General features: G+C 59.0%; 21 protein-coding genes. 11 read left to right on the plus strand and 10 right to left on the minus strand.

What is annotated here, in order from left to right:
- Positions 1–31: 31 nt before the first annotated feature.
- Positions 32–889, plus strand: coding sequence for an SPFH domain-containing protein (locus P8S53_RS15290; protein ID WP_277804837.1), 858 nt, complete (start codon positions 32–34; stop codon positions 887–889).
- Positions 890–892: 3 nt separating this feature from the next.
- Positions 893–1,225, plus strand: coding sequence for an NfeD family protein (locus tag P8S53_RS15295; RefSeq protein ID WP_277804838.1), 333 nt, complete (start codon positions 893–895; stop codon positions 1,223–1,225).
- Positions 1,226–1,284: 59 nt separating this feature from the next.
- Here P8S53_RS15295 and P8S53_RS15300 read toward each other — a convergent pair whose 3' ends face one another.
- On the minus strand, positions 1,285–2,304 hold the full coding sequence (locus P8S53_RS15300; RefSeq protein WP_277804839.1) for a ribose-phosphate pyrophosphokinase: 1,020 nt from the start codon (positions 2,302–2,304) through the stop codon (positions 1,285–1,287).
- Positions 2,305–2,410: 106 nt separating this feature from the next.
- Here P8S53_RS15300 and P8S53_RS15305 point away from each other — a divergent pair, with 106 nt between their 5' ends.
- The gene (locus P8S53_RS15305; RefSeq protein ID WP_277804840.1) at positions 2,411–3,007 is read left to right on the plus strand and encodes a 2-hydroxychromene-2-carboxylate isomerase; all 597 of its coding nucleotides are present in this window, start codon (positions 2,411–2,413) and stop codon (positions 3,005–3,007) included.
- A 137-nt stretch (positions 3,008–3,144) separates the two neighbouring features.
- Here P8S53_RS15305 and P8S53_RS15310 read toward each other — a convergent pair whose 3' ends face one another.
- Positions 3,145–3,471: a DUF6280 family protein gene (locus tag P8S53_RS15310; RefSeq protein ID WP_277804841.1), complete on the minus strand. Its 327-nt coding sequence runs from the start codon at positions 3,469–3,471 to the stop codon at positions 3,145–3,147.
- Between the two features lie 209 nt (positions 3,472–3,680).
- Here P8S53_RS15310 and efp point away from each other — a divergent pair, with 209 nt between their 5' ends.
- Together efp and P8S53_RS15320 are read left to right on the plus strand one after the other, a co-directional pair.
- Positions 3,681–4,244: an elongation factor P gene (efp, locus tag P8S53_RS15315; protein ID WP_277804842.1), complete on the plus strand. Its 564-nt coding sequence runs from the start codon at positions 3,681–3,683 to the stop codon at positions 4,242–4,244.
- 115 nt (positions 4,245–4,359) lie between these two features.
- Positions 4,360–5,556, plus strand: a complete 1,197-nt coding sequence (locus P8S53_RS15320) for an META domain-containing protein (RefSeq protein ID WP_277804843.1) — start codon at positions 4,360–4,362, stop codon at positions 5,554–5,556.
- A 6-nt stretch (positions 5,557–5,562) separates the two neighbouring features.
- Here P8S53_RS15320 and P8S53_RS15325 read toward each other — a convergent pair whose 3' ends face one another.
- On the minus strand, positions 5,563–6,033 hold the full coding sequence (locus P8S53_RS15325; protein WP_277804844.1) for an Lrp/AsnC family transcriptional regulator: 471 nt from the start codon (positions 6,031–6,033) through the stop codon (positions 5,563–5,565).
- A 115-nt stretch (positions 6,034–6,148) separates the two neighbouring features.
- Between P8S53_RS15325 and putA the strand changes: the two genes are divergently transcribed.
- Positions 6,149–9,607: a bifunctional proline dehydrogenase/L-glutamate gamma-semialdehyde dehydrogenase PutA gene (gene putA, locus P8S53_RS15330; RefSeq protein WP_277804845.1), complete on the plus strand. Its 3,459-nt coding sequence runs from the start codon at positions 6,149–6,151 to the stop codon at positions 9,605–9,607.
- Between the two features lie 50 nt (positions 9,608–9,657).
- Here the strand turns inward: putA and ispG are convergent, their stop codons facing one another.
- The 4 genes from ispG to P8S53_RS15350 all read right to left on the minus strand — a co-directional run bounded on the left by ispG (position 9,658) and on the right by P8S53_RS15350 (position 14,065).
- Complete coding sequence (ispG, locus tag P8S53_RS15335; protein ID WP_277804846.1) at positions 9,658–10,788, minus strand: flavodoxin-dependent (E)-4-hydroxy-3-methylbut-2-enyl-diphosphate synthase; 1,131 nt, start codon at positions 10,786–10,788, stop codon at positions 9,658–9,660.
- A 105-nt stretch (positions 10,789–10,893) separates the two neighbouring features.
- Entirely contained in the window at positions 10,894–12,123 is a 1,230-nt protein-coding gene (locus tag P8S53_RS15340; protein WP_277804847.1) for a helix-turn-helix domain-containing protein, read from the minus strand.
- 123 nt (positions 12,124–12,246) lie between these two features.
- Positions 12,247–13,470: a 5-aminolevulinate synthase gene (gene hemA / locus P8S53_RS15345; protein WP_277804848.1), complete on the minus strand. Its 1,224-nt coding sequence runs from the start codon at positions 13,468–13,470 to the stop codon at positions 12,247–12,249.
- A 178-nt stretch (positions 13,471–13,648) separates the two neighbouring features.
- Entirely contained in the window at positions 13,649–14,065 is a 417-nt protein-coding gene (locus P8S53_RS15350; RefSeq protein ID WP_277804849.1) for a hypothetical protein, read from the minus strand.
- A gap of 116 nt (positions 14,066–14,181) precedes the next feature.
- Between P8S53_RS15350 and P8S53_RS15355 the strand changes: the two genes are divergently transcribed.
- From P8S53_RS15355 to P8S53_RS15365, 3 genes are all read left to right on the plus strand, one after another.
- A complete protein-coding gene (locus tag P8S53_RS15355; protein WP_277804850.1) occupies positions 14,182–15,567 on the plus strand; it encodes a M20/M25/M40 family metallo-hydrolase in 1,386 nt (461 codons plus the stop codon).
- A 231-nt stretch (positions 15,568–15,798) separates the two neighbouring features.
- Complete coding sequence (gene cobS / locus P8S53_RS15360; RefSeq protein ID WP_277804851.1) at positions 15,799–16,770, plus strand: cobaltochelatase subunit CobS; 972 nt, start codon at positions 15,799–15,801, stop codon at positions 16,768–16,770.
- 125 nt (positions 16,771–16,895) lie between these two features.
- Positions 16,896–17,969: a methyl-accepting chemotaxis protein gene (locus tag P8S53_RS15365; RefSeq protein WP_277804852.1), complete on the plus strand. Its 1,074-nt coding sequence runs from the start codon at positions 16,896–16,898 to the stop codon at positions 17,967–17,969.
- A gap of 89 nt (positions 17,970–18,058) precedes the next feature.
- On the opposite strand, the gene P8S53_RS15370 is transcribed toward P8S53_RS15365, so the two are convergent.
- On the minus strand, positions 18,059–18,646 hold the full coding sequence (locus P8S53_RS15370; protein WP_277804853.1) for an NADPH-dependent FMN reductase: 588 nt from the start codon (positions 18,644–18,646) through the stop codon (positions 18,059–18,061).
- Between the two features lie 471 nt (positions 18,647–19,117).
- On the opposite strand from P8S53_RS15370, the gene P8S53_RS15375 reads away from it, so the two are divergent.
- Entirely contained in the window at positions 19,118–19,828 is a 711-nt protein-coding gene (locus P8S53_RS15375) for a transferrin-binding protein-like solute binding protein (RefSeq protein WP_277804854.1), read from the plus strand.
- Between the two features lie 77 nt (positions 19,829–19,905).
- Positions 19,906–21,774: a cobaltochelatase subunit CobT gene (cobT, locus tag P8S53_RS15380; protein WP_277804855.1), complete on the plus strand. Its 1,869-nt coding sequence runs from the start codon at positions 19,906–19,908 to the stop codon at positions 21,772–21,774.
- Positions 21,775–21,789: 15 nt separating this feature from the next.
- On the opposite strand, the gene phoB is transcribed toward cobT, so the two are convergent.
- A complete protein-coding gene (gene phoB / locus P8S53_RS15385) occupies positions 21,790–22,485 on the minus strand; it encodes a phosphate regulon transcriptional regulator PhoB (protein WP_277804856.1) in 696 nt (231 codons plus the stop codon).
- A 4-nt stretch (positions 22,486–22,489) separates the two neighbouring features.
- On the minus strand, positions 22,490–23,197 hold the full coding sequence (gene phoU / locus P8S53_RS15390; RefSeq protein ID WP_277804857.1) for a phosphate signaling complex protein PhoU: 708 nt from the start codon (positions 23,195–23,197) through the stop codon (positions 22,490–22,492).
- Positions 23,198–23,266: the final 69 nt, after the last annotated feature.

Here is a 23,266-nt window from a genome sequence, read left to right on the forward strand (position 1 = left end):
ACAACCTGATACAACCGAATAAAAGGCGGAAATGATGGAACTTATTCTGGCGCTTGTCGTCCTACTCGTCCTGATTGTGATCATGGGGCTTAAAATCGTGCCCCAATCGCGCAATCTGGTCATCACACGGCTTGGTGCCTATCACCGAACGCTGGATGCAGGCGTCAATATCATCATCCCGTTTCTGGACCGCGTGCATGCGAACGTGCCGGTCAATGATCAGGTGCTGAACGATATTGAACTTGAAGTCGTCTCTGCTGATAACGTGGTGTTCGGGGCGCAACTTCTGGTTGTCTACCGGATCGAGAACCCCGAAGCGGCGGTTTTCCGTGTTAACAAGATCGACGATCTGGTGGTCGGGCTGGTGCAGTCGCTGGTGCGGTCCGAATTGGGCAAGGTGGAACTGGATGCTGTGCAATCTGATCGCGGGTCATTGAATCTTGCCCTGCTGGAAGCACTGGAAGACGCCGGTAAAACTTACGGCATTCGCATCAGCCGGTCAGAAATTACCGATGTCCGCCTGAACGAAACCACGCAAAAAGCCATGGCAGAAGTGCTATCCGCCGAGCGCGAGCGTCGCGCGGCCATTACCCGTGCCGAAGGCCAGCGCCGCGCCGCCGAGTTGAACGCCGATGGCGAACTTTATGAAGCGCAGCGCCGCGCCGATGGCATTCGCGCCATTGCGCACGCAAACGCGGAAGCCAACCGCGAGATTGCGGCCTCGCTTGAAGGGGCAAATGCGCAGGAAGCGTTGGTATTCCAGACGGCACGCATGCAGATCGAAGCGCTGGAAGGGCTGGCCAAATCCAACAATGCCAAGCTGATCATGCTGCCGGGTGGGCCGTCCAATGCCTTCAGGGAAGCGGCTGCCATTTTGAAAGACATCTAGCCGATGGGAAGCCTTGGCCTGCCAGAATGGATGATATGGGGCATCATTGCCGTGGTCTTGCTGATCGCAGAAATGGTGACCACAGTCTATGTCGCCCTTGGATTTGCATTGGCGGCGGTGGCGGTGGCTGCACTTGTGTGGCTGCTGCCCGGACTGCCCGTGCTGGTGCAGGCCCTGATCTGGGCCATGCTGGGGCTGGTGGTATGGCTGGGCCTGTCACGCTGGAACACGGCGCGGCGCAAAGGCCGCCGTGACATCAATGATTTCGACTCACTCGACTCTTTGCCGAAATCGGACCGCCGCAAAACCCCGCCATCCGATCCTACGCAGGACTGACGCGCCCCTTGCCGGAACAGGCGGGCGCAATACCCGCCTGCCCGCCTATACGATGCGCCCTAGACTTCGCCGTAAAGCCCCTCATAGATCGGGGTCAGCGTTTCAGTGTCAAACAGCGACGACACGGACGTGCCTTTCCATGTGTTCAGAATGCCTTGGGCAAACATGGGCGCAGTTGGCACGATGCGGATATTATGGGCGGATTTCACGGCTTCCGTGGGCGCGATGGAGTCGGTGATAACAAGTGACTTCATAACCGAGCTGGTAATCCTCTCCACCGCCGGGCCGGACAGAACACCGTGCGTGATGTAGCTGTGCACCTCTGTCGCGCCCGCCTCTATCAACACTTCGGCGGCCTTGCACAGGGTTCCGGCAGTGTCACAAATATCGTCCACGATGATGCAGCTTTTACCGCGCACATCCCCGATGACTGTCATTTCTGCAATCTCTCCGGGTTTTTCGCGCCGTTTATCCACGATGGCCAGCGCGCAGCCAATACGTTTGGCCAGTTCACGCGCCCGCGCCACACCGCCAACATCAGGGGACACGACCGTCACATCCTGCAAGCGGCCCTTGAAATGATGCAACACATCCAGCGAAAACACAGGGGCGGCATACAGGTTGTCCACCGGAATATCGAAGAACCCCTGAATCTGCGCCGCGTGCAAATCCAGCGTCAAAATGCGTTCGATTCCCGATTGCGCGATCATATTCGCCACCAGCTTGGCGGAAATCGGTGTGCGGGCCTTGGTGCGCCGGTCCTGACGGGCATAGCCGAAATAGGGAATGACCGCTGTGATCCGCGAAGCCGAGGACCGCTTCAGCGCATCCGCGATAATCAGCAACTCCATCAGATTGTCGTTCGCAGGGTTCGACGTGGACTGTATGATAAACATATCCTCGCCACGGACATTCTCATACACTTCTACAAAGACTTCCTGATCGTTGAACCGTTCTACCCGTGCATCAACAAGCCCCACACTCATGCCACGGTGCAGCGACATTCGTCGCGCGATGGCTTTGGCAAGCGGTATATTCGCGTTGCCGGAAATCAGCTTGGGTTCGGTACGGTCGATCATGGGGCAATCCTTGACGAAATGCGGCCGGAGTGGATTCGGACAAGATTGACATCGCTTACCACCCCGCTACGATCTTGCAAACCGCCAAGGCAAGGACCAGTGACGAATGCCACATATTGACTACTACTTTACGCCCCTGTCGCCCTGGACATATCTGGCAGGCAAGCGCCCGTCACAGATCGCAGCCAAGGCAGGGGCCAGTCTGCGCTACAAACCCATTGACGCGACAGCGCTGTTTGCACGCACAGGCGGGCAGGTGCTGGCCGAACGCCATGACAACCGCAAGGACTACAGGCTACAGGAATTGCGCCGCTGGTCGGACAGGCTGGACATGCCCCTGAGACTGCGCCCTGCATTTTTTCCGACAAACCCTGCGCCTGCATCCTATGCGATCATCGCAGCACAAGAAGCAGGCAGCGGCGACATGGCCGAATTGCTGCACAGCCTGACCCGCGCCTGCTGGGCCGAAGACCGCGATATCGCAGATGATGATGTCATCCGCGATAGTCTGTCAGCGGCGGGATTTGACCCCGCGCTTGCCTTCAGCGGCATGTTGCAAGGGGCCGAAATCTACCCGCGCAATCTGGAAGATGCTGTGGCAGACGGTGCGTTCGGTGTGCCGTTTTTCGTTGTCGGGCAGGAACGGTTCTGGGGGCAGGACCGGCTAGATTTTCTGGCGCAACACCTTGGGATCACGACATAAAGCCCTTATCAGATAGCGACAGAACGCGACCAGAGCACCGGCTATTTTAACAGCAGCCTTGCAGCCCTTGTGGACAAAGAAAAACCCTGTGTCAGGCAGCTGACACAGGGTTTTTAGAATTAGGCCGTGGCGTTGGCTCAGGCGGCTTCAGCTTCCGCTGCCGCAGCAGCATGGCGACGCTCGCTTTCTTCGCGCGACAGTGCAACGGACGTGCGCACACCTTTGCCCACGAATTCCATCAGACCAGACACCACGCGTTCATTCGGGTCGATACCGGCACAGCTTAGCACTTCGCGGCCATCACGGGATCGCGCCCAACGTGCAATCTGTTCCGGCCCATTGCCGTATTTCTTGTCATCCGCAATCGCATCATCCAGTGCAGCCAGTACGACGGCTGCGAAAAGTTTGCGGGCACGGGCCCCTTGCTCATGCGTGAAGGCCGTTCCATCCGCTGCATCGAACATATTTCATTCCTTATTCTTGCTCTTGCATTTACCGCTTGCGCCTGCATACGCGGTTTATGCTGTGATTCGCTACGCTGAAGACGCATACCAGCCATGCATTTTTTACATGGGTGCAAAAATACGTGGCACAAGATCGAGTTCTTGCTTAAGCCCCATCTGCGCGATATAGGGGCGCAAACCAATTATTCAAGGCGAAGCAAGGTAATCCCATGCCCAAAATCAACGGAAACGAGATTCGTCCCGGAAATGTTCTGGAACATGATGGCGGGCTATGGGCTGCGGTCAAGGTTAACCATGTGAAGCCCGGAAAAGGTGGCGCATTCGCGCAGGTGGAAATGAAAAACCTGCGTGACGGGCGCAAGCTGAACGAACGCTTCCGTTCAGAAGACAAGGTTGAACGGGTGCGGCTGGAACAAAAGGACCAGCAGTTCCTGTATGAAACCGACGGCCGCCTTGTTGTCATGGACATGGAATCCTTCGAGCAGGTCGAACTGGACGTGGAGATTCTGGGGGATCGCCGCCCCTTCTTGCAAGATGGCATGACCGTGACTGTGGAATATTACGGCGAAGAAGCCCTGAACATTTCCCTGCCGCAAAAGGTGGTGTGCAAAATCATCGAAACCGAACCGGTGGTCAAAGGGCAGACCGCCGCAAACAGCTTCAAACCTGCGGTTCTGGACAATGGCGTGCGTATTCTGGTGCCACCCTTTGTCGGGCAGGACGAAGATATCGTGGTCAACACCGAAACATTCGAGTATTCTGAACGCGCGTAAGGCATTTGCGGGCAATCCAGGCGGGATTGCCCGCATGCTTCTGCAATACTTCTTGTCCCGCAGGGCGTGTGTGCGTTAAGCCCATCCTATGGGGCTGATACCGCAGGAGCATGCCATGCGCCTTTATCTTGCTGTGATAGCCGTGCTTGGCACGGTTTTGCCCGTTGCCGCGCGCGATGTCACTGCATCTGTGCAGTGGGACATGACAACCCCGCCGGGCGCCGAAACAGTGACCGTTGTTCTGAACAGCGCGGGAGAGTTGCTGGCGCAACAACGCCTTGATGCCGACCCCGACAGCACCACGGCCACACACAGCTTCACGGCGCTGCCACGGCAGGCAGGCAGCTTGCAGGCGGGGCTGGTGCTGGACGGCCAGCTTCTGGCGCAAAGCGCGCGGTTGCAACTGGACGGACGCAGCGCGGCCCCCGAACTGGCCCTGCACCCGATCCTTGCGCTTGGTTTCCGGTCCCTATGGGCCTGCGACGACGATACGGTGCTGACACTGGCACCCGCGGACAAGGGGCTGCACGCCCTTACGCCACAACCTGCGCGGGTGTTTCTTGAACACGCCGAAGACAGCTACATCGCCGATGACGGAACGACGCTGCATGATGACGGGCCGCATATCACCCTGAATGCATCTGATGACACCCCGCCTGTGACATGCGCGCGCATACCTTCACAGCCGATCCTGCCAATCACGGCATTTGCGGCGGATGAAAGCTGGCAAATCGAACTGGGGCAGGAGCAAGCCCTGATCACGCTGCCCCGACCTGATGGTGATCAGGATATCATTGATCAGATGAAAGCGCGCCGCACCAGTGACGGGGCACTTGTGTTCGACTCGGATGCGATGTCCCTGCGCCTGACAGATGAATATTGCAGGCTGGACAATGCAGCCATCCCCTATCCGGTTTCGGCAGTCCTGACGCGCCATGTATCATCTGTTGTCAGCAGCGGATGCGCCGGGGCACCACTGCGGCTGCTGCAAGGACGCACATGGTATGTCGACTCGCTTTTCGGAATCAGACATGGCACCAACATCCCCGACCTGACGCTAGAGGTGGCGAACGGACAAATCAGCGGACGCCTTGCCTGCAATCTGTATGTCGGGCAGGCCGCAATCGTGGATGGCACGCTGTCATTTACCGAACTTGGCACAACACGACTGGCCTGCCCTACGGCGCAGCGCAATCTGGAATTACGGTTTCTGGATGCGCTGGAACACGCGGATGGGTTTGACATAGGCAATAGTGGCGAATTGATTCTGCGCAGCGGGCCAATCACGACGCTGACGGCACGCCGCCGCTAGACCCTTTCAGAAAACCGGCTGCTCGCCTGTTTCCTTGACCGCTTCCATCACAACATGAGTCGATGTGGATGTAATATAAGGCAACCCGGAAATATGTTCGGCCAGAACGCGCCTGTAGGATGAAATATCACGGCTGCGCACCTTCAGCAGGTAATCAAACGCCCCGGCAATAAGATGGCATTCTTCAATCTCGGGAACATTGCGCACCGCATCATTGAAGGCCTGTAGCGCGGTTTCCCGCGTATCCGACATCTTCACTTCGACAAATGCAATATGCGCCGCGTCGATCTGGTGCGGGTCGATCATTGCACGGTATCCCAGAATGACGTTCTGTTCCTCCAGCCTGCGCAGGCGCGCCTGCGTGGGCGATTTTGTCAATCCAATGCGCGATGCAAGTTCTGTCACGCTAAGCCGGCCATCAACGGCAAGAATGCGTAAAATGGCATGGTCAAAACTATCCAGCTTGATACGGGTCATTGTTTTGCTTCTTTTGTTTATTTCGGACTTATTGACTGCATTTATAAAAACTTCAGGCGCAATTCAATCGCAATATGTGAAACACTGGATCATATTCCTGAACATGGTGAGCAAGATGACAACGCGATTGCGGCCACCGGCCCAGATTACCGAACACATACTGCGCAATGAAGCACAAGCTGTAGCCGCCGCGCGTGATCTGGCCGCGCTGGACGACGATGCACGCGCGCAAATCACCGCCGATGCAGCGCGCCTTGTCACAGATATTCGCACCCAGGCCGCCCCCGGCCTGATGGAGGTGTTTCTGGCCGAATACGGGCTTTCAACGGATGAAGGCATCGCGCTGATGTGTCTGGCCGAGGCGCTGTTGCGCGTCCCCGATGCCGCCACCATCGACGATCTGATCGAAGACAAGATCGCGCCCTCGGATTGGGGCAAGCATCTAGGGCGGTCTTCGTCCAGTCTGGTCAATGCATCGACATGGGCATTGATGTTGACAGGCCGCGTGCTGGATGACCGCAGCAAAAGCGCAGCACAGGTTTTGCGCGGGGCGGTCAAGCGGCTGGGGGAACCCGTGATCCGCACCGCAGTCGGGCGCGCCATGAAGGAAATGGGGCGCCAGTTCGTGCTGGGCGAAACCATTGACACCGCCATGACACGCGCTGCCAAGATGGAAGCCCGCGGCTACAGCTATTCCTATGACATGCTAGGCGAAGCGGCGCGCACCATGGATGATGCACAGCGTTATCACACGGCCTATCGCAGCGCCATTCGCAGCATTGGGGCTGCCGCAACCGGCAATGACATCCGCACCAATCCCGGCATTTCGGTCAAGCTGTCCGCACTGCATCCGCGCTATGAGTTGGCACAGGCAGATCGCGTCATGGACGAACTGGTGCCACGGCTGCGCGAACTGGCGCGGCTGGCGGCGGCGTTGGGCATGGGGTTCAACATCGACGCCGAAGAACAGGACCGTCTGGCGCTGTCGCTGGATGTCATCTCCGAAGTGCTGCAAGATCCCGCACTGGAAGGCTGGGACGGGTTCGGCGTCGTCGTGCAGGCCTATGCCCCGCGCGCAGCCGATGTGATAGACTGGTTGCATGAACTGGCCCAAAAGCATGACCGCAAATTGATGGTCCGGCTGGTCAAAGGGGCGTATTGGGATACCGAAATCAAGCGCGCGCAAGTCATGGGGCTGGACGGGTTTCCGGTGCTAACCCAAAAAGCGGCGGCGGATGTCAATTTCATTGCCTGTGCACGCAAACTGCTGGGCATGACGTCACGGATATATCCGCAATTTGCCACCCATAATGCCCACACGGTCGCTGCCGTTTTGCACCTTGCCGGTGACATGCAGATCAGCCCGCTAGACTATGAGTTCCAGCGCCTGCATGGCATGGGCGAGTCGCTGCACGATCTGGTCCTGACGCGCAACAGCACACGCTGCCGCATTTATGCGCCTGTCGGCGCACATAAGGATTTGTTGGCCTATCTGGTCCGGCGGCTGTTGGAAAACGGTGCAAATTCGTCATTCGTGAACCAGATTGTCGATGCGGATGTGCCCCCCGAAACCGTAGCAGCCTGCCCGTTTGCGGCACTGGATGCACTGCCCGACGGACGCAACCTGAAGCTTGCGGTCGGGCCGGAATTGTTTGGCACGGACCGTCGCAATTCATGCGGTTGGGATCTGGCCTGCCAGTCTGATCTGTCGGCGATCGATACTGCACGCGCCCCCCATAAAACACAGCATTTCCGTGCCGCGCCACTGCTTGCGGGCGAAATGGTCGGGGGCGTGCGCTATGACGCGCGCAATCCGGCCAATCCCGCCGATCATCTGGGCGAGGTGACACAGGCCGCGCAAGCCGATGTCGATACCGCGCTGGCAGCCGCGCGCCCGTGGAATGCGGATGTTGCCACGCGTGCGCAAGTGCTGAACCGCGCCGCTGATTTATATGAACAGCATTTCGGCACCATCTTTGCCATTCTGGCGCGCGAAGCTGGCAAGACCCAGCTTGATGCGGTGGGCGAGTTGCGCGAGGCAGTGGATTTCCTGCGCTACTATGCGTTGCAGGCACAAAACCTGACCACGCCCGCGCGCGGCATGTTCACCTGTATAAGCCCCTGGAATTTCCCGCTGGCCATTTTCACAGGCCAGATCGCGGGCGCGCTGGCCGCAGGCGATTCCGTGTTGGCCAAACCTGCTGAGCAAACACCCGTCATTGCGCATTACGCAGCAACCCTGCTGCATGAAGCGGGCGTGCCGCGCGATGTGTTGCAATTGCTGCCCGGTGACGGGGCCACCGTGGGCGCGGCGCTGACATCTGATGCGCGCGTGGGTGGTGTGGCCTTCACCGGTTCTACTGAAACCGCGCTGCTGATCCGGCGGTCAATGGCAAAACATCTGTCGCCAGATGCACCGCTGATTGCGGAAACCGGCGGGCTGAATGCCATGATCGTGGACAGCACGGCCCTGCCGGAACAGGCGGTGCGTGACATTCTGGCGTCTGCGTTTCAATCGGCAGGCCAGCGATGCTCGGCGCTGCGCTGCCTGTATCTGCAAGAAGACATCGCCGAGGATGTCGAAAAAATGCTGTTCGGGGCGATGCAGGAATTGCGCCTTGGCGATCCCTGGCACCTGACAACCGATATCGGACCGGTCATCGACACGGACGCCCGCGACCAGATTGCGGCCTATGTGGCACAGGCCGCCACTGATGGGCGCTTGCTGCATCAGACGCAGGCACCCGCAGACGGGTATTTCATCGCGCCAGCGGCAGTGCGTGTGCGCGGCATTCAGGACCTGACGCGCGAAGTGTTCGGGCCGGTTTTGCACATTGCACGCTTTCGCGCGGCCGATCTGGACCGCGTGATTGATGACATCAACGCCAGCGGCTACGGCTTGACCTTCGGGCTGCATACCCGGATTGACGCGCGCGTGCAGCATGTGGTCGAACGCGTGTGCGTCGGCAATATCTATGTCAATCGTAACCAAATCGGCGCAGTGGTGGGCAGCCAGCCATTTGGGGGTGAAGGGCTGTCAGGCACCGGGCCAAAAGCGGGCGGGCCACATTACCTGCACCGTTTCGCACGCGCACAAGTGGATCATTCCGACCAACACGCCCGGACTGTGCCACAAACTGCGCTGCAACAGGCACTGGCAGCGCCGATGCCACCCAGCGCGCCCCTGCCCCCCGAACGCGAACTGCCCGGCCCCACGGGCGAGACGAACCGCTTGCGCCACGCCGCGCGCCTGCCTGTCCTGTGCCTTGGGCCGCAGGACGAACAGGCGCAGGCACAAGCAGGCGCCGTGCGCGCACTTGGCGGGACTGCCGTTACACTTGCCGGCATCCCCGAAGGGCTGGACACACTGGACGGGTTTTCAGGGGTAATTTTCTGGGGACCGGAAGAACAGGCACGCGGCATTGCCCTTGCCCTTGCCCAACGCAAAGGCCCAATTGTGCCGCTGATCACGGGCGCGCCGGATGCAGGCTATGTCTTGCTTGAACGTCACCTTTGCGTGGACACCACAGCATCGGGGGGCAATGCGCAACTGCTGGCGGAAGTCGGCGCATAGGCCGAATTAACGCGTGCGGGGTGGATGGATGCTACCCGCCCCCCGCACGCCTATTCTGCGGCCTGCTCGCGCGCTTTCAGGTCGTCCAGTTCGGCTGCGCGGCGTTCCACCTGCTCGACGATATGGTCGATCATGTCGGCGTTTGACAGTTTGTGACTTTGTTTGCCCGCCAGATACACCATACCGGACCCTGCCCCGCCGCCGGTAAAGCCGACATCGGTCATCAGCGCTTCGCCCGGGCCGTTGACGACGCAGCCGATAATCGACAGGCTGATCGGGGTTTTTATATGGGCCAGCCGGTCTTCCAATGCGGAAACGGTCTTGATCACGTCAAAGCCTTGCCGCGCGCAGGACGGGCAGGAAATAATGCTGACCCCACGGTGACGCAGCCCAAGGGATTTCAGTATTTCATAGCCGATCTTCACCTCTTCGACCGGATCAGCGGACAGGGACACGCGGATCGTGTCGCCAATACCCATCCAAAGAAGATTGCCCAGCCCGATGGCCGATTTGACCGTGCCTGAAACCAGACCGCCCGCTTCGGTGATACCCAGATGGATGGGCGCATCGGTTGCTTCTGCCAGCCCCATATAGGCAGCCGCTGACATGAACACATCTGATGCCTTCACGCTGATCTTGAAATCATGAAAGTCATTGTCCTGAAGAATACGAATATGCTCCAGCCCGCTTTCGATCATGGCATCGGGGCAAGGCTCGCCATATTTTTCCAGCAAATGTTTTTCAAGTGATCCGGCATTCACCCCGATGCGGATGGAACAGCCATGATCGCGCGCGGCCTTGATCACATCGCGCACGCGGCTTGCATCGCCAATATTGCCGGGATTGATGCGCAGACAGGCAGCGCCCGCTTCGGCAGCTTCAATCCCGCGTTTATAGTGAAAGTGGATATCGGCCACGATGGGCACAGGGCTTTCGCGCACCACCTCGCGCAGGGCGCGGCTGGCATTGGTATCGGGCACAGAAACCCGCACAATGTCTGCCCCCGCCTCGGCGCAGGCAAGAACCTGCCTGATGGTGGCGGGCGCATCGCCGGAATCCGTGTTCGTCATGGTCTGGACACTGATCGGGGCACCGCCACCAACCGGCACATTGCCAACCATGATCTGCCGCGACTTGCGCCGCTCAATGTTACGCCATGGGCGAATATGGTTGTGATCCATGCGAAGACCGCCCTTTGTCAATAAACATCATATCATAGATAATCCACATGATGGCGCGCGGCAACCAGCAGTTGCCGCGCGCCATCAGATCACAAAACCGGGTATTCAGTCTGCGGCTTCCGCGAAATCAATGAAATTTAACAATTCGCTATCCCCGCTCAGGTCTGCCGCAGCGAAGCGTTCGGACACTGCATCGGGTGATAGCCTGACCTGATCGACCACTTGTGCGCCGGGCGCTGTCGGCCCGAAGGGTTGTCCGTCCACAAGCATATAAACAGAACCCGAATTGCCAGCCCGCAGGATTGGCGGTTCTTCGGATTGTGGCACGACATAGCGTTCGCCAGCGTCCAGAATACGCTCGAACAACACAGTTCCATCGGCCGAGCGCACGCGAATCCAGCTTGGCCGCACGGCCAGAACCTCGACCTGGGGTGGTCCGTCACGGGTGACACGCACCTCGGCGGTATCCAGACCGTCAGTCTGCGGAACAATCCCCCCCGATGCGTCGGCCAAGGCGCGGTCGATCGCGCTGCGCGTCTGGTCCATTCCATCGGATGCCGATTCCCCTTCGCGGGGGTTTATGGCCGCAATCGGGCCATCACGCGACACCATAACCGGTTCATCCAACGCTTCGGGGCGATATGCGCGCACAACACCCTGTGCATTGGCTACAATCGATTCTTCGCGCCCGATGCGCAGGTCATCTTCGCCAGCATCCGCAATGCGGGGGGATGCGGCACCACTCATGACGGGGTCAAGATCTGCCATAACATCTGGGGGTTGATCCGCCGGAACAAGGTTAACGCGCTGAACTTCCTTCAGCACGGTCCACCCGCCATATCCAAGCCCCACAATCAGCGCCAGAAGGACAGTAATGGACCCCAAGGCCGCCATATCCAAACGACGCCAGAACGGCTCGGGTTCGGCGGCCAGCCTTGTGCGTGACAACAGACCGGGCTGGAAATCGCGATTGATCGGCACATTCGGACGTTTGGGCGCCAGCGCCTTTTGCAAATCCGGGCTGATCGAAAAATTCGTCTCGGCGCAGAATTTTGCGTAGCACCAATCCGGGTCCATCCCCAGATAGCGCGAATAGGACCGGACATACCCAGCGACGAAGCTCGTTGCCTCGAACGCTGAAAGATCGCCCGCCTCGATTGCCGAAATATACGTCGCGCGGATGTGCAACTCTCGTTGAACATCCAGCAAGGACTTGCCCATGGTGGCGCGTTCGCCACGCATCAGATCGCCAAGTCGTACCTCGAAATCATCAAAGCCCACAGCGCCAGACTGTGTTTCAGCCTCAAGCTCGGGTTTGCTGCCAAACCACTTCATTCCCGCCCCTTAACACAGATATTGTTGCTCAAATGCCACAAAACCGACACGGATTTCTTCTGATCCATTGACGATTTGTTACAGTATACGGGTTTTCACATCGATTTGAAGCGTTAAGATTTATCAGGCAGATATTTCGGCACGATTTAGCGCACAATGCGCCCACATTCCGTCCATTGCACGAACAAGGTCATCGATCATGCGCGGCTTGTGCACTGGCGACGGGGTGAAGCGCAGGCGTTCCGTTCCGCGCGGCACTGTCGGAAAGTTAATCGGCTGCACATAAATTCCGTGTTGTGACAACAACATATCCGATATTGCCTTGCAGTGCACAGGGTGCCCGACATGCACAGGCACGATATGGCTGCCATGGTCAATGATCGGCAGGCCCAGCCCCCGCAGGCGCATTTTCAGAATGCGTGCGTTTTCCTGCTGCTTGTCGCGCAAATATTGTGCAGTCTTCAGGTATTCGACAGAGGCAACCGCCCCCGCTGCCACTGCGGGCGGAATCGACGTCGTGAAAATGAACCCCGGCGCATAGGACCGCACCGCATCGCACATCTTGGCAGAGGCCGCGATATAGCCGCCCATCACGCCATATGCCTTGGCAAGTGTGCCGTTGATAATGTCGATCCGGTGCATCAGCCCGTCACGTTCACACACGCCCGCACCGCGCGGGCCATACATGCCCACTGCGTGCACCTCGTCGATATAGGTCAGCGCACCGAATTCATCAGCAAGATGGCAGATTTCCTTGATCGGGCCAAAATCCCCGTCCATCGAATAAATCGATTCGAACGCGATCAGCTTGGGCGCGGCAGGGTCATCGGCTTCCAGCAACTCGCGCAGATGCGCGACATCGTTGTGACGGAAAATTCGCTTGGCACCACCATTGCGGCGCACCCCTTCGATCATGGAGGCGTGGTTCAGCGCGTCAGAATAGATGATCAGGCCGGGAAACAGCTTCGGCAAGGTCGAGAGCGTGGCATCATTGGCGATATACGCCGAGGTAAACACCAGCGCCGCTTCTTTGCCATGCAGATCGGCAAGCGAGGCTTCCAGCCGCTTGTGATATACTGTCGTGCCGGAGATATTCCGCGTGCCACCCGAACCCGCGCCCGTCGCATCAAGCGCTTCACGCATTGCCTGCAACACAACCGGGTTTTGGCCCATACCCAGATAATCATTGCCACACCAGACAACGATTTCCTGTTGTTCGCCATCCGGGCGGGTCCACATCGCGTGTGGAAACTGGCCCTGACGGCGTTCGATATCGATGAAAGTCCGGTAGCGACCTTCATCATGAAGCCTTTGAATGGCGGTATCGAGCGCGGCGTTGTAGTTCAAGACCCTCTCCCTCGCGGCTGCTGGGTACATATTCAATTATATCGATCTGCTGCTATTGATCAACAGTCCGATCCAATCCCTGATAGGACAGGAACCTGGCGCTGCCTTTGACCTAAATCAAACATGCGCTTAGAACAAATCAAAATTGCAGCGACCGATTGTCGCGAACGCGCGTGGTTTAGCGCGGTGCGATCTCCAGAACAACTTCACAGGCGCGCCCGCCACTGCGCAAGCTGTTGCATTCCGCGATGGCGGCAGCTTTTGCACGGTCTATATCCGGCAGGTCAGACAGCGCGACCGCAGACTCCGCCGGCATTCCCTGACGTATGAACCCGTCGGCAGGCGCAACGGCCAAGGCCCCGAACCCGCCTGTCCCTTCGGGCAGGAACAGCGCAAGCGCTTCTTCATTCTGGCCGACAAGGCGCAATGTCGTCAGTTCATCTTCATCAAGGAAGTCATGCACATGCAGTGTGACCTGCGCATTTGCCAGATCATAGCGTTCTGACATGGTGGGGTTGGCATGGGCCGTGGCAATCGCGCCGCCAACAATGGCTGCGACAAGCGGCAACAGGATGCGTGTATTGTGTGGTTTCATGTCGTCCCTCATCCGAATCAGTCAAAACACTACTATGGGTTATAAACCCTCATGCGGGGCTGGACAGCCCGACATGCTTTGATAGGCTACGCATAACCTGTAACCCGGAGAAGATAATGGCACCCGACCTGAACAAGGTTCTGGAACAGATTGACCAGGACCTGCCCAACGCGCTTGAGCGGCTGCAAGATTTGCTGCGCATCCCGTCCATTTCCACCGACCCCGCCTTCGCGCCCGATGTAGACCGCGCCGCGCAGTGGCTGGTTAACGACCTGAACACACTTGGCTTTTCTGCCCGAAAGGATGAAACGTCAGGTCATCCGATGGTTATCGCAACAGGCGGGGCAGCAGACGCCGCGCATTTGCTGTTTTACGGCCATTATGATGTGCAGCCGGTTGACCCGCTGAACCTGTGGGACCGCGACCCTTTCGATCCGGTGATCGAGGATACACCCAACGGAAAAGTGATCCGCGGGCGCGGCGCATCGGACGACAAGGGCCAGTTGATGACCTTCGTGGAAGCCTGCCGTGCGTGGCTGAAGGTTCACGGGTCACTTCCCGTGCAACTGACCTTTTGTCTGGAAGGGGAGGAAGAAAGCGGATCGCCTTCGCTTGTGCCCTATCTGGAAGCGAACCGCGACGCGCTGCGCGCCGATCTGGCGCTGATATGTGACACAGGGCTGTTTGATGCACAAACCCCTGCCGTCACAACCATGTTGCGCGGCCTTCTGGGGGAAGAAATCATCATTCACGGCCCCGCGCGTGACTTGCATTCGGGGTCATTTGGCGGCGCGGCAATGAACCCCGCGCGCGTTCTGGCCCGCATTCTGGCCGATCTGCACGACGATCAGGGCCGGATTACGGTTCCGGGCTTTTACGATGATGTTCCCGAACTGCCTGACAATCTGCGGGCGCAATGGGATGGTCTGGGCTTTGACGCGGATGCGTTTCTGGGGTCCGTCGGGCTGAAACACCCCGCGGGCGAGGCCGGACGCAGCGCGCTGGAAATGATCTGGTCGCGCCCGACATGCGAAATCAACGGCATGAACGCGGGCTATACCGGGGCGGGGTTCAAAACCGTGTTGCCTGCGCAGGCTTCGGCCAAGGTCAGCTTCCGTCTGGTGGGGCAGCAAGACCCGCATAAACTGCGTGCAGCCTTCCGTGATTTCGTGCGCGCCCGCATTCCAGCCGATTGCCGCGTGGAATTTCTGGATCACGGCGCATCGCCCGCATCCGTGATGGAAACCAGCCACCCCGCATTTGAAGCCGCGCGTGCGGCCCTCACAGATGAATGGCCCAAACCCGCCGCGTTCGTCGGTGCGGGCGGGTCGATTCCGATCGCAGGCTATTTCAAGTCCATCTTGGGTATGGATTCCATGCTGATCGGCTTTTCCAAGGATGATGACCAGATACACTCGCCAAATGAAAAGTATGATCTGGACAGCTTTCATCGTGGAATAAGATCATGGGCGCGCATTATCGATGCGGTTTCAAAGACCTGAAACGCGATCTTGCACCAACAGCGCCCGCGACCGGAAAGCGCGGCGATGTCGGGTTTGTGCAAGCGGCGGTCGGGGGCAGGCCATCGCCCCCCACCGCCGCAGATGCGGGAAGGTTGGGCAATAACAAACATCACGCGCCCCTTCCCCTTGCACCTGCGCGGGATATGTTCCACAGACTAAGCAAACGCGCGACTGGCGCATCGACGACACTTTCAGGCGGGAAATGACAGTATGACGGCACCATTGAAACCGACCGAAGAAATCCATGTGCGGGATGTTTTCGGCATTGACAGTGACATGACGGTCAAGGGCTTTGCCGAGGCAACAGACCGCGTGCCCGCGCTGGACCCGACCTATAAATTCGACCCAGACACAACATTGGCCATCCTTGCGGGCTTTGCCTATAACCGCCGCGTCATGGTGCAGGGCTATCACGGCACGGGCAAATCAACCCATATCGAACAAATTGCAGCGCGGCTGAACTGGCCTGCGGTGCGGGTGAACCTAGACAGCCATATCAGCCGGATCGACCTGATCGGCAAGGACGCGATCAAGCTGAAGGATGGCGTGCAGGTCACCGAGTTTCAGGAAGGCATCCTGCCTTGGGCATTGCGCAATCCGGTTGCGATTGTGTTTGACGAATACGATGCAGGCCGCCCTGACGTGATGTTCGTGATCCAGCGCGTGCTGGAACATGATGGCAAGCTGACCCTGCTGGACCAGAATGAAATCATCACCCCGCACCCGTCCTTCCGGTTGTTTGCCACCGCAAACACCGTGGGGCTGGGCGACACAACGGGTCTGTATCACGGTGTGCAACAGATTAATCAGGCGCAGATGGACCGCTGGTCGCTGGTCGCGACACTGAATTATCTAAGCCATGACGCGGAAACAGCCATCGTTCTATCCAAGAACCCGGCCTATAACACGGCCAAGGGGCGTCAGGAAATCAGCCAGATGGTGACGGTCGCGGACCTGACGCGCACTGCATTCATGAATGGTGACCTGTCGACGGTCATGTCGCCGCGCACCGTTATCAACTGGGCTGAAAATGCGCGCATTTTCCGGTCCATCGGGTATGCCTTCAGGCTGTCTTTCCTGAACAAATGCGACGAGCTGGAGCGCCAGACCGTGGCGGAGTTCTACCAGCGCTGCTTTGACGAGGAATTGCCCGAGTCCGCTGTCAGCATGGCGCTTGGCTAGTCGTAGCCGTTTGCAGCGGACAAGGCTTGCATGCATCGCGACAGGCATGCAGTAATTCTTTACTTTTTGCGCATATTCCTGTGACTGGCGCCAGCTTTTCGGACGCCAGTCACAAGAGGCTGAACGTGAAAGACAGCGGACAGACAGATCACCCCATCAAGCAACGCATCACGCTGGACGCGATTTCCGCGCAAAGCAACGAAGCGGCACATCATGCCAGACGAAGCGTTGCCAATATCAGTAAGATCACCGTCCAAATGAAAATGCTGGCAATCAATGCCAAGATCGAAGCCGCAAGGGCCGGTCAGATCGGGCGTGGTTTTTCGGTGGTCGCCGACGAAGTTGCCGCCGTCGGTGCAGAAATAAATGCGATCGCACAGGATGTTCAGGCACAACTGTCCCGCAGGCTTGCCGATCTCAACGCACTTGTCGCGGCGATGGAGCGGGAAAGCACAGGCGACAGGTTGATTGACCTTGCCTTCACCGCTGTCGACACGATTGACCGCAATCTGTACGAGCGAACCTGCGATGTCCGTTGGTGGGCCACAGACTCCGCTTTTGTATCGGCCCTGGCCAATCCTGAAGCGCCAACACTGGGCCGCGCGACAAAACGCCTTGGCGTCATTCTGGATGCTTACAACATCTACATTGATTTATGGATTGCAGATCGCAATGGTCGCATTCTGGCCAATGCGCGGCCCACAGAATTCAATGTCACAGGCAAATCAGTCAGCGACCTGCCATGGTTTTGCGCAACACTGAAGCAAGCGTCCGGCGATGAATTCACCGCGGGCGAGGTTGAGGTTGTTCGCTCGGGCTTTCTGTCGGGCAGGGAAACCATTTCCTATGCATGCACCATCCGCGAGAATGGCGACAAACGCGGGCGCATCCTGGGCGTCATGGCAACCAACTTCGATTGGCAATCACAAGCGAATTCGATTGTCGGTTCCCTGCGCATGGATGACACCATGCGGAAGCGGAACACACGCGCCCTTTTGATCGATCGTCACCACAGGGTTATCGCTGCTTCGGACGGGATGGGCGTGCTAACCGAGAAGGTGATCATCCCTGACGGAATGGACCAGAAATCAGGCTACTATATCTCAGGGAGCAAGCTAATCTGCTTCCATACAACCGAAGGGTTTGAAACTTACGCAGGGCTTGGCTGGAAGGGTGTTGTCATGCAGGATATTGCCTGACGTCACTGACGATGCATGCGCCACACCCTGTTTGTCGGCACAAAAACCAAGGTGCCATAAAAGCACCTTGGAAAAATCTTGCGCATGTCTTAGCTGCGTGCCGCCATCGTTGCGCGCGTCCACCAGTCCAATTCATCCAGCATCGCATCGGCAGACCCGCCAATAGACCCTTCAATTTCTGATATCGGCTTGGATTGCCCGCCCAACGGGTGGACCGCGAAAAAGTCGCTGCCGCCGATATGCACAGCCGAACGGGTGGACACCATTTGCAGTTCAATGCCGATGGTGCGCAGGTGTTCCGCCGCGCGCGTGCCACCGACAGACCCGTAGCTGACAATCCCGAACGCCTTGCGGTTCCACTCGACATAGGCCTGATCCAGCGCGTTTTTCAGCGCGCCGGTGATGGAGCGGTTGTATTCCGGCGTCACGAAGATGAATGCGTCAAATTGGCCGATTTTTTCCTGCCACGCCTTGGCTTTTGTGTCCTCAGACGGGGCCCATGCGTTCGATGCGACTTCGTTGAACAAGGGAAGGTCGAAATCCTTCAGGTCGAGATACTCGACATCCCAGCCGTCACGCGCTTGTGCACGTTCCAAAATCCATTTTGCGGGGGTTTCGCCGAAGCGGGAGTCGCGGGTGCTGCCCAGAATGACAGCGATACGAGGTGTTACGGACATGATGCGCCTTTGTGTTTTTGTTGCAACTGATACACTCACACTTAACCATTCGATTTTTCTGGCAAAGGCAGAGTTATGCACATCGGCTGTGCGGAAATATACACACCCGCAGCACCGACGGGGACACCCGATTGCGGCATAAATTGTTTCCAATGCCGCAATATTGCACCAGCTAAACCCTTATTGTTACCCATTTTGAACATGTTTTGCCTTCATCAGATGTTCAGGCATTTTTGATCTGAAGGGGCTTTGGCCATGTGGCGCGCATTCACTGTTTCCTGTTTCGCAATTATCACCCTGTCAGCTTGCGGGGATGAAGGCGGCGCGCCAACAAGCAGCGCGCCCGGCGCCCGCGCAGGCGCTGTTGCCAGCGGAAGTGCCAGCAACACCCTGACCCAATCAGGCCAAGGAAATTCAGGGGGCGTATTGGCACGCGACGGACAAGCCCCCGTCGCCGGTGTGGAAGCGACAATGACATATAACGCCGCGGGGCGCGGCAGCGGGGCGCGCGTGGATTTTCACAACGGCCCGATGGTTGGTGTCAGCGTTCAGTGCGACCGCGCGGGCGGTGGTGCGACAGTGCATGAATGTGCCGCAACAAATGCCCAAAGCGCCTATCTGGTCAATGAACTAAGTGGCGTTCATTCCTATACAGGCGCGTTCGCCGTCAACGGTTATGGCGTGGCTCAGGATCAGAACGGGTTTGTTGCAATTCATTCCGGTCCGGGCGCGTCCGATCCTGTGCGATTGCCTGGTGCTGCTGTCACTTACACGGGGCAATTCCAGTCGGGCGCCAGCCTGATCAGTGGCGGCAACCGTTTTGCCGGACGGGCCACCGGAAGCGTTGTCTTGGATGCAGATTTTGCCGCAGGCCAGTTGTCCGGCCAGTTCAACGGCACGTTGCGCGATGATGCGACCGGCCTGACAACCGGACTGAACGCAGGCTTCCAGAACGCAGCGGTGGACCCGAATGCGCGCTTTTTCAACACCGCCGACACAACCTTCTCCTATGGCGGGAAGCAGGCTTGGGGCGAATTGGACGGCGCGTTCTACGGGCCAAATGCCGAAGAAGCCGCAGGCACATTCGGCTTTGGCAACGCACTGGGCGGCATGAGCGGGGTTATGATCGGCTGTTCGGAATACACCGGGACCAATTGTATCGCGCCAACCCCCAGATTCTGATCGTAGCGGCGCTTTCTTTTCCGCATGCTCTGGTCTATCTCTGGGGGGACCGCCTCAGCAACAAGAGCACGCCGCGCATGAACCGCACCGACAACCCCGCCGACCCGTTCAAAAAAGCGCTGTCAGACGCGACACGCACAATGGCCGATCAGCGCGAAATGACGGTCACCTATTCGGTGGACCCCCCCGGCGTTAGTGGCGACACCATGCGCCTGCCACAGGTCACACGCCGCATGACGCGCGAAGAAGTGTTGCTGGCGCGCGGCACCGCCGACACGCTGGCCTTGCGGCTGCGCTTTCATGATGATGCCACGCATACACGCTATCTGCCCGAAGGCCAGATGGCGCGCGACCTGTATCAGGCGATGGAAGATGCGCGTTGCGAAGCGGTTGGTGCGCGCCACATGCCCGGCACGGCCAAGAATATCGATGCACGCATTTCGCATGACGCCACGCGCAAGGGCTATGCCCAGATCCGCGACCGTCAGGATGCCCCCTTGCCCGTGGCTGCAAGCTACATGATCCGCGAACTGGCCACGGGCCGCACCTTGCCCCAAGGGGCGGATCAGGTGCTTAATCTGTGGCGCGGTTTCATCGAGGAACGCGCGGGGGGCACGCTGGACGGGCTGGAGAGCGTTTTGGGCGACCAGACGGCATTCGCCCGTTTTGCCCGCAAGATGATCGAAGATCTGGGCTATGGCGACCAGCTTGGCGATGATCCCGACGATACCGGCGATCAGGATGACGCCACAGACACCGAGGCCGAGGACCAGCCTGAAGAACAGGACACCCCCGACAGCACCGGACAGGACGAGCAATCCGACGAGAACAGCGAAGAAGACAGCGCCGCGCAGGACAGCGCACAGGCAGATGCAGCCCTTGATCAGGACGCCAGCGATGAGATGTCGGACGACGCCGACATGCCCGAAGGCGAAGCGCCGCTTGATCCGCCACCGCCCCCCCCACATTCGGAAGCAAGCGCCGAATACAAGGTGTTCAGCACCGCATTTGATGAAGAAATCCGTGCCGAGGATCTGGCCGATCCGGTAGAACTGGAACGCCTGCGCGCCTATCTGGACCAACAGCTGGAACCCCTGAAGGGGGCTGTGTCACGGCTGGCCAACAAGTTGCAGCGCCGCCTTCAGGCACAGCAAAACCGGTCATGGCTGTTTGATCTGGAAGAAGGTATCCTTGATGCGGGCCGCCTGGCGCGGGTTGTCGCAAACCCAACCACGCCCCTGTCGTTCAAGCAGGAAAAAGACACGGAATTCCGCGATACTGTGGTGACATTGCTGCTGGACAATTCGGGGTCGATGCGCGGTCGTCCCATCTCGATCGCGGCTATTTGCGCCGATGTTCTGGCCCGCACGCTGGAGCGGTGCAACGTGAAGGTCGAAATTCTGGGCTTCACAACCCGCGCCTGGAAAGGCGGGCAGTCGCGTGAACGCTGGCTGGGCGAAGGGCGCAGCGCGCAACCCGGCCGCCTGAATGATCTGCGCCACATCATCTACAAACAGGCCGACGCGCCGTGGCGGCGTGTGCGCCCCAATCTGGGCCTGATGATGAAAGAAGGGCTGCTGAAGGAAAACATTGATGGCGAGGCACTTGAATGGGCACACCGGCGCATGTTGGCCCGCCCCGAGGCCCGCAAAATCCTGATGGTCATTTCCGATGGCGCGCCGGTGGACGATTCAACCCTGTCGGTGAATGCGGCCAATTATCTGGAACGGCATCTGCGCGATGTCATTGCGCTGGTCGAACGCCGTCGCGCGGTGGAACTGCTGGCAATCGGGATCGGGCATGATGTGACGCGCTATTATGAACGCGCCGTCACCATCACCGATGTCGAACAGCTGGCGGGTGCGATGACCGAACAACTGGCAGCCCTTTTTGACAAAGATCCGCGCGCCCGCGCCAGATTCAGCGGCATCAAACGCGCGATGTAGCCTTATCGTCGGGCGTTATCCGCCCATAGCGTAGCCTGCGCCGCGGACGGTGCGGATGGGGTCGGGGTGGCCTGTGGTGCACAGGGTTTTGCGCAGCCGGCCCACATGCACATCCACCGTGCGCGTGTCGATATAGATGTCGCGCCCCCAGACGCGGTCCAGCAGCGCCTCTCGGGTCCAGACCTTGCCGGGGCGTTCCATAAACGCCCCCAGCAGCCGGAATTCCGTCGGACCCAGATGCACCGCAACCCCGCCGCGCGTCACGCGGTAGCTGTCGGGGTCCAGCCGGATGTCGCCATATTCCAGCGCCTGCCCGCTGGCCACAGGCCGCAGGCGGCGCAGATTGGCGCGCACCCGTGCCACCAGTTCGGCCACCGAATAGGGTTTGACAATGTAATCATCCGCGCCGGTATCCAGGCCGCGCACGCGGTCGCTTTCTTCCGACCGGGCCGATACCATGATCACCGCCGCATCGCGCCCTTCCGCGCTGGCCTTGATCTGGCGGCAGGCTTCCAGCCCCGACAGGCGCGGCAGCATCCAGTCCAGCAACACCACATCGGGGCCTTGCTCGGCCACGGCAAGAACCGCTTCCTCGCCATCCTTGGCGGTCGCGATGCGAAACCCCGCCGCCTTCAGGTTATAGCTTAACAGCGCCAGCTGCGCGGGTTCGTCATCGACAATCAGGATCAGCGGCGTGGCGGCGTCAGACATCACATCACTCTTTCGGGGTATCAATCAGGGCGGTCGAATGGCCCTTCTCGCGCGCTTCCGCAGGGCGGCCCTCGGCCACGAAAATCACCTGCTCGGCCCCATGCGTCACCAGATCGCCCATCCGTTCGATGTTCTTGGCAATAAACACATAATGCAGGCAGGGCGTGATATTGCGCGGGTCTTCCATCATATGCGTGATGAATTCGCGAAACAGCGCATTGGTCATGTCATCCACTTCGACATCGCGCGCAATCACATCGCGTGCAAGGCCCGCATCCATGCGCGAAAATGCATCCAGCATGTCCTTCAGCATCTGGCCCACCAGACGCGACTGGCGCCGCAGCGCACCTGCGGCCCCGTCAATCACAGGCGATGAAATCAGCACCGGCACACGCTTGGCCATGTTCTTGGCGTAATCGCCCAGACGCTCCAGCTCGCCCGCCATTTTCATCACCGCCACGGCCGCGCGCAGATCATCCGCCTGCGGCTGGCGCAGCGCCAGAAGGCGCACAACCTGCGCGTTAATCTCCTCTTCAGACGCATCAATCAGCTTGTCGCCCTGCACAACCTGCGCCGCCAGATCCTCGTCCCGCCCCTCCAACGCGCGCGAGGCGTTCAGGATCGCATCCTCCACCTGCCCGCCCATCGTCAGGACATTCAGACGGATCGCGTCAAGATCACGGTCAAAAGACGAAAGCGTATGCGGTTTCATGGCAAGGGTCCTTTTGGTTCAAACGCTGCATAAACCCACTATGTGACAGTTGCATGACAAGGGGCCCGC

The sequence above is a fragment of the Roseinatronobacter sp. S2 genome (assembly GCF_029581395.1).
Taxonomy (GTDB): domain Bacteria; phylum Pseudomonadota; class Alphaproteobacteria; order Rhodobacterales; family Rhodobacteraceae; genus Roseinatronobacter.